General features: G+C 76.2%; 1 protein-coding gene. It reads left to right on the forward strand.

The window, feature by feature from the left end; all coding sequences use genetic code 11:
• Positions 1-342: 342 nt before the first annotated feature.
• A partial coding sequence (locus tag ACJA3G_RS28315; protein WP_406555880.1) for a beta-ketoacyl synthase N-terminal-like domain-containing protein occupies positions 343-5681 on the forward strand: 5339 nt, incomplete at its 3' end.

Here is a 5681-nt window from a genome sequence, read left to right on the forward strand (position 1 = left end):
CCACCGCACACCCCCGAACCAGCGCTTCTCCCGGCAGTGGTACGAGCTCCGTCGGCGGCCCGTCGCCGTCGGACGGTCCACCCCCCGGCCGTCCGGCGGCCCCGCCGCCCTTCGGGCTCACCGCTGCCGTCACCCCCCTCGCGGCACCATCGGTCTGATTCGGAGTGTTCATCCACCGCACACCCCCGAACCAGCGCATCTCCCGGCAGTGGTACGAGCTCCGTCGGCGGCCCGTCGCCGTCGGACGGTCCACCCCCCGGCCGTCCGGCGGCCCCGCCGCCCTTCGGGCTCACCGCTGCCGTCACCCCCCTCGCGGCACCATCGGTCTGATTCGGAGTGTTCATGACGCCCGTAGCGCCGAACCCTGAACTTGTCATCGGAGTGAGCCCGTTAGGCCTGCCCGACCCGCGTACGGTCGCCGCGGTCCGCCGAGCGGGCGGACTCGGAGTGCTGGATCTCGGGACGGGCGACCGCCGGGCCAGAGAAGCCCTCGTGCGCGCACACCGCTGGACGTCCGGCGTCTTCGGCGTCCGGGTCGGACCCTCCTGCGCGCTGACGCCCGAGGAGGTGGCCGAGGAGTGCGGCGGCACCCTTCCGCCCGTGGTGCTGCTCGCCCCCGGCGCCGACTGGAAGATCGGCCAACTGGGCGACCGGACCCGGGTCCTGGCCGAGGCCGGCGACCGTGACGAGGCGCGCCGGGCCGCGGCCGACGGCGCGTACGGGCTCGTGGCACGCGGCAGCGAATGCGCCGGCCGCGGCGGCGAACTGGGCACCTTCGTCCTGCTCCAGGCGCTGCTCGCCGACCCGGCGTACGAGCTGCCCGTGTGGGCCTGCGGGGGCATCGGCCCGCGTACGGCGGCGGCGGCCGTGGCGGGCGGCGCCGCCGGGGTCGTCCTCGACACCCAGCTGGCCCTGCTCGCGGAGTCGGGGATCACGGACGGGGCGGCAGCCGCGCTGCGCGCGATGGACGGGTCCGAGACGACCGTCGTCGACGGGGTGCGGGCCCTGCGCAACGCCCGCACCGGCCTCCAACTTCCGGTCGGGCAGGACGGGTTCCTCGCCGCCGTGTTCGCCGACCGGTGGGGCACCGTGGCCGGTGCCGTACGCGGGGTGCGCGAGGCGGTCCTCGGCGCGGTGGGCGATCCGGGCGCCGCGCGGATCATGGCGGCGGGTTCCGCCCTGGCACGGGCGCTCGGCACCCGGCTGCCCCTCGTGCAGGGCCCCATGACCCGGGTCAGCGACCGGGCCGGCTTCGCGGCGGCCGTGGCGCGCGAAGGGGCGCTGCCGATGCTGGCGCTCGCCCTGTCCGACGGCGAGCAGAGCCGCACCCTCCTCGAACGCACCCGCGACGAACTGGGCGAGCGCCCTTGGGGCGTGGGCATCCTCGGCTTCACGGACAGCCGTCTGCGCGCGGAACAGCTCGCCGCCGTACGGGCCGTCCGGCCCACCCACGCCATCATCGCCGGGGGCCGCCCCTCCCAGGCGGCCGACCTGGAGGCAGCCGGCATACGGACCTTCCTGCACGTCCCGTCGGCCACACTGCTCACCCAGTTCATTGACATGGGCATGCGTAAGTTTGTCTTCGAAGGCGCCGAATGCGGCGGCCATGTCGGGCCGCGCAACAGCTTTCCGCTCTGGGAGGCGCAACTGGCGGTGGTCGAGGAGTACGTGCGGCGCGCGCCCGGCGCCGCGGGCGACTTCCAGGTGCTGCTCGCGGGCGGCATCCACGACGAGCGCTCCTCGGCCATGGCCGCCGCGCTCGCCGCCCCGCTCGCGGCGCGCGGGGTCGCGGTCGGCGTCCTGATGGGCACCGCCTACCTGTTCACCGCCGAGGCGGTCGAGTGCGGCGCGATCCAGCCGGTCTTCCAGCGCCAGGTGATCGCCGCCGGGGCCACCGCGCTCCTGGAGAGCGCCCCGGGCCACGCCACCCGCTGTGTCGCGAGCCCGTACACCGCCGACTACGCGGCCACCCGCGCCCGGCTGCGCGCCGACGGCACCCCCGACCGGCGCGTCTGGGAGGAGCTGGAACGGCTGAACATCGGGCGGCTGCGGATCGCCAGCAAGGGCGTCGAGCGCGAGGGCGCCGAGCTGCGGCCCGTCTCCGAGCAGCGCCAGCTCGACGCCGGGATGTTCATGGCCGGGGAGGTGGCCGTGCTGCGCTCGGCGGCCACGACCGTGGGCGCGCTGCACGACGCCGTGAGCCGGGGCGCCGCCGCCTTCGCCGAGCGGCGCGCGGCCGAGCTGAGCGGAACCCCGGACACCTCCGGGGAGACGGCCAAGGAGCCCGCCGCCCGGCCGCTCGACATCGCTGTCGTGGGCATGGCCTGCATGTTCCCGCAGGCCCCCGACCTCCCCACGTACTGGGCGAACGTCGTCGGCGGTGTCGACGCCGTCACCGAGGTCCCCGCCGACCGCTGGGACCCGGAGATCTACCACGACCCCAGCGGCGAGCGCGCGGGCACCACCGCGTCACGGTGGGGAGGCTTCCTGCCCCCGATCCCCTTCGACCCGTTCGCCTACGGCATCCCGCCCGCCTCACTCGGCAGCATCGAACCCGTACAGCTCCTGGCCCTCGAAGCCGCGCGGCGGGCCCTGGACGACGCCGGGTACGGCGACCGGCCCTTCGACCGCTCCCGTACGTCCGTGGTCTTCGGCGCGGAGTCCGGCAGCGACCTGTCCGGCGCCACCACCCTGCGCACGGTCCTGCCCGCCTATCTGGGGGAGATACCGCCCGCCGTCGAGGAGCAGTTGCCGAAGCTCACCGAGGACTCCTTCCCCGGCATGCTCGCCAACGTCATCGCGGGCCGGATCGCCAACCGCCTCGACCTGGGCGGCGCCAACTACACCGTCGACGCGGCCTGCGCCTCCTCGCTCGCCGCGCTGGACGTGGCCTGCAAGGAACTCGCCTCCGGCACCAGCGAGATGGTGCTCTGCGGCGGCGCCGACCTGCACAACGGCATCAACGACTACCTCCTCTTCTCCTCCGTCCGCGCCCTCTCCCCGAGCGGCCGTTCCCGTACGTTCGACACCTCGGCCGACGGCACCGTGCTCGGCGAGGGCGTGGCCTGCGTCGCGCTGAAACGCCTGGCCGACGCCGAGCGGGACGGCGACCGCGTCTACGCCGTGGTCAAGGGCGTCGGCAGCGCCAGCGACGGCCGCTCCCTCGGACTCACCGCGCCCCGGCCCGAGGGCCAGCGGGCCGCGCTGGAGAGGGCCTACCGGGCGGCCGGGATCTCACCCGCCCGGGTCGGTCTGGTCGAGGCGCACGGCACCGGGACCGTGGTCGGCGACCGTACCGAACTGGCCACGCTGACCGAGGTGTTCACCGAGGCGGGCGCGGCGCCCGGCGGCTGCGCCCTCGGCTCCGTCAAGTCCCAGCTGGGCCACACCAAGTGCGCGGCGGGCCTGGCGGGTCTGATCAAGGCGGCGATGGCCCTGTACACCGGGATCACCCCGCCGACCCTCCACCTCCAGGAGCCGAACGCCGCCTGGTCGCCCGCGGCCAGCCCCTTCGCCTTCCACGCCGAGGCCCGGCCCTGGGCGGCCCCGGCGGCCGAACGGATCGCCGGGGTGAGCGCGTTCGGCTTCGGCGGCACCAACTTCCACGCGGTCCTCACCGCCCACACCGAGGGCGCGCCCCCGGACCGGGGGTACGAGGCGTGGCCGGCCGAACTGTTCCTCTTCCGCGGCGCGGACACGGCGGCGGCCGGGCGGGAGGCGCGGTGGCTGCTGGACGAACTGGGGGAGCCGGACGCGCCGGGCGGCGGACCGCGACTGCGGGACGCGGCGCTGACGGCGGTCCGGCGCGCCGCGGGCCGGCCGGGCGCGGTGCGGATCGCGGTCGTGGCGGAGAGCGTGGAGGACCTGCGCGCGCTGCTGCGGAAGGCGGCGGCGGGAGAGCGGGGCCGGGGGGTGTACGCGGCGGACGAGGTGGTGGACGGCCTCGGCGCCGAGCCCGAAGTCGCCTTCCTCTTCCCCGGTCAGGGCAGCCAGCGCCCCGGCATGCTCGCCGAGCTCCTGGTCGCGTTCCCCGAGGCCGCGCATCCGGTGCGGCAGGGCGGGGCGTACGCCCCGGCGCTCTACCCGCCGAAGGCCTTCGGCCCGGGCGCCGCCGAGCGGCAGCAGGAAGCGCTCAAGGACACCAGGATGGCCCAACCCGCCCTCGGTATCGTCGGCCTGACGGCCGGACGGGTCCTGGAGTCGGTCGGGGTCCGCCCCGCCATGGCGGCCGGGCACTCCTACGGCGAACTGGTGGCCCTCGCCGCCGCCGGGGCCCTGTCCCCGGACGCGCTGCTCGACCTCAGCGCCCGCCGGGCCGAGGCCATCCTCGGCTCGCTCGGGGACGACCCCGGCACCATGGCCGCGGTCACCGCCGCCCCCGCCGACGTGGAGCGCGTCCTCGCGGCGGCCGGGCTCGGCGGCCGGGTCGTGGCCGCCAACCGCAACGGCCCCCGCCAGACCATCGTCTCCGGCCCCACCACCCTGGTCGACGAGGCCATGGACCACCTCCGCGGCGCGGGACACGACGTCCGGCGCATCCCGGTCGCCTGCGCCTTCCACAGCCCGCTGGTCGCGGGCGCGGGCGAACGGTTCGCCCCGGCCCTGGCCCGGCACACCGTCAGGGCCCCGGAGTTCCCGGTGTGGGCCAACCGGACGGCCGCCACCTATCCGGCCGCGCCCGACGGCGTACGCGCCGAACTGGCCGCGCAGATCGGCTCCCCGGTGCGCTTCGCCGAGCAGATCGAGGCGATGTACGCGGCGGGGGCGCGGATCTTCGTCGAGGCGGGGCCGGGCACGGTGCTCACCGGTCTCGTCGGCCGGATCCTGGGCGACCGGCCGCATCTGGCGGTCGCCTGCGAACCCCGGCCGGGCGCCGGGCTGCGCGGACTGCTGGAGTCGCTGGCGCGGCTCGCGGTCGCCGGTGTGCCGGTGGACGCCGGGCGGCTCCTCCACGGCCGGGGCGCGGTGACGGAGCGGCCCGAGCCGCCCGGCTGGACCGTGGACGGCCAGCTCGTCCGCACCCGCTCCGGCGAACTGCTGCCCGGAGCCCTGCAACCGGCCCGACGGGTCAGTCTGGAGACGACCACGGTGACGCGAGACGGCGACGCACAGCACGAGCTCATCGCGGACTTCCTGCGCACCACGCGTGAGCTGGTCGCCGCGCAACGGGACGTCCTGCTCACGCACTTGGGGGCGACCGGCGCCGGGGGGTCCCCGCCGCCCGTTCCCCCGCGTACGGATACCGTCGCGCGGACGGTGCCCCCGGCCGTGGCCGAGGGGCCCGCACCCGTGGTCGCGCCGCCTCCGGCCGTCGTGGACATCGAGCAGGCCGTGCTCACCGTCATCAGTGAGCGCACCGGCTACCCGGTCGACATGATCGAACCCGATCTGGACCTCGAAGCGGACCTGAGCATCGACTCCATCAAACGCACCGAGATCGTCGGTGAGCTGGCCCGCCACCTCGCCGGGACCCGCACCTTCGACGACGCGGAGATGGAGGAGCTGTCCCGGGCGCGGACGGTCGCCGCGATCACGGCGTGGATCACCGGGCACGAGACGCGCGCCGAGTCGCAGGGTGCCGCCCCGGCGCCCGCGCCCACCGCCCCGGCCGGGGCCCGGACCGGACCCGAGCCCGAACCCGAGCCCGAACCCGGGTCCGTCCACGGCGTCGCCCCACGCCG

It is taken from the genome of Streptomyces sp. YS-3 (genome assembly GCF_045257485.1).
Lineage (GTDB): Bacteria > Actinomycetota > Actinomycetes > Streptomycetales > Streptomycetaceae > Streptomyces.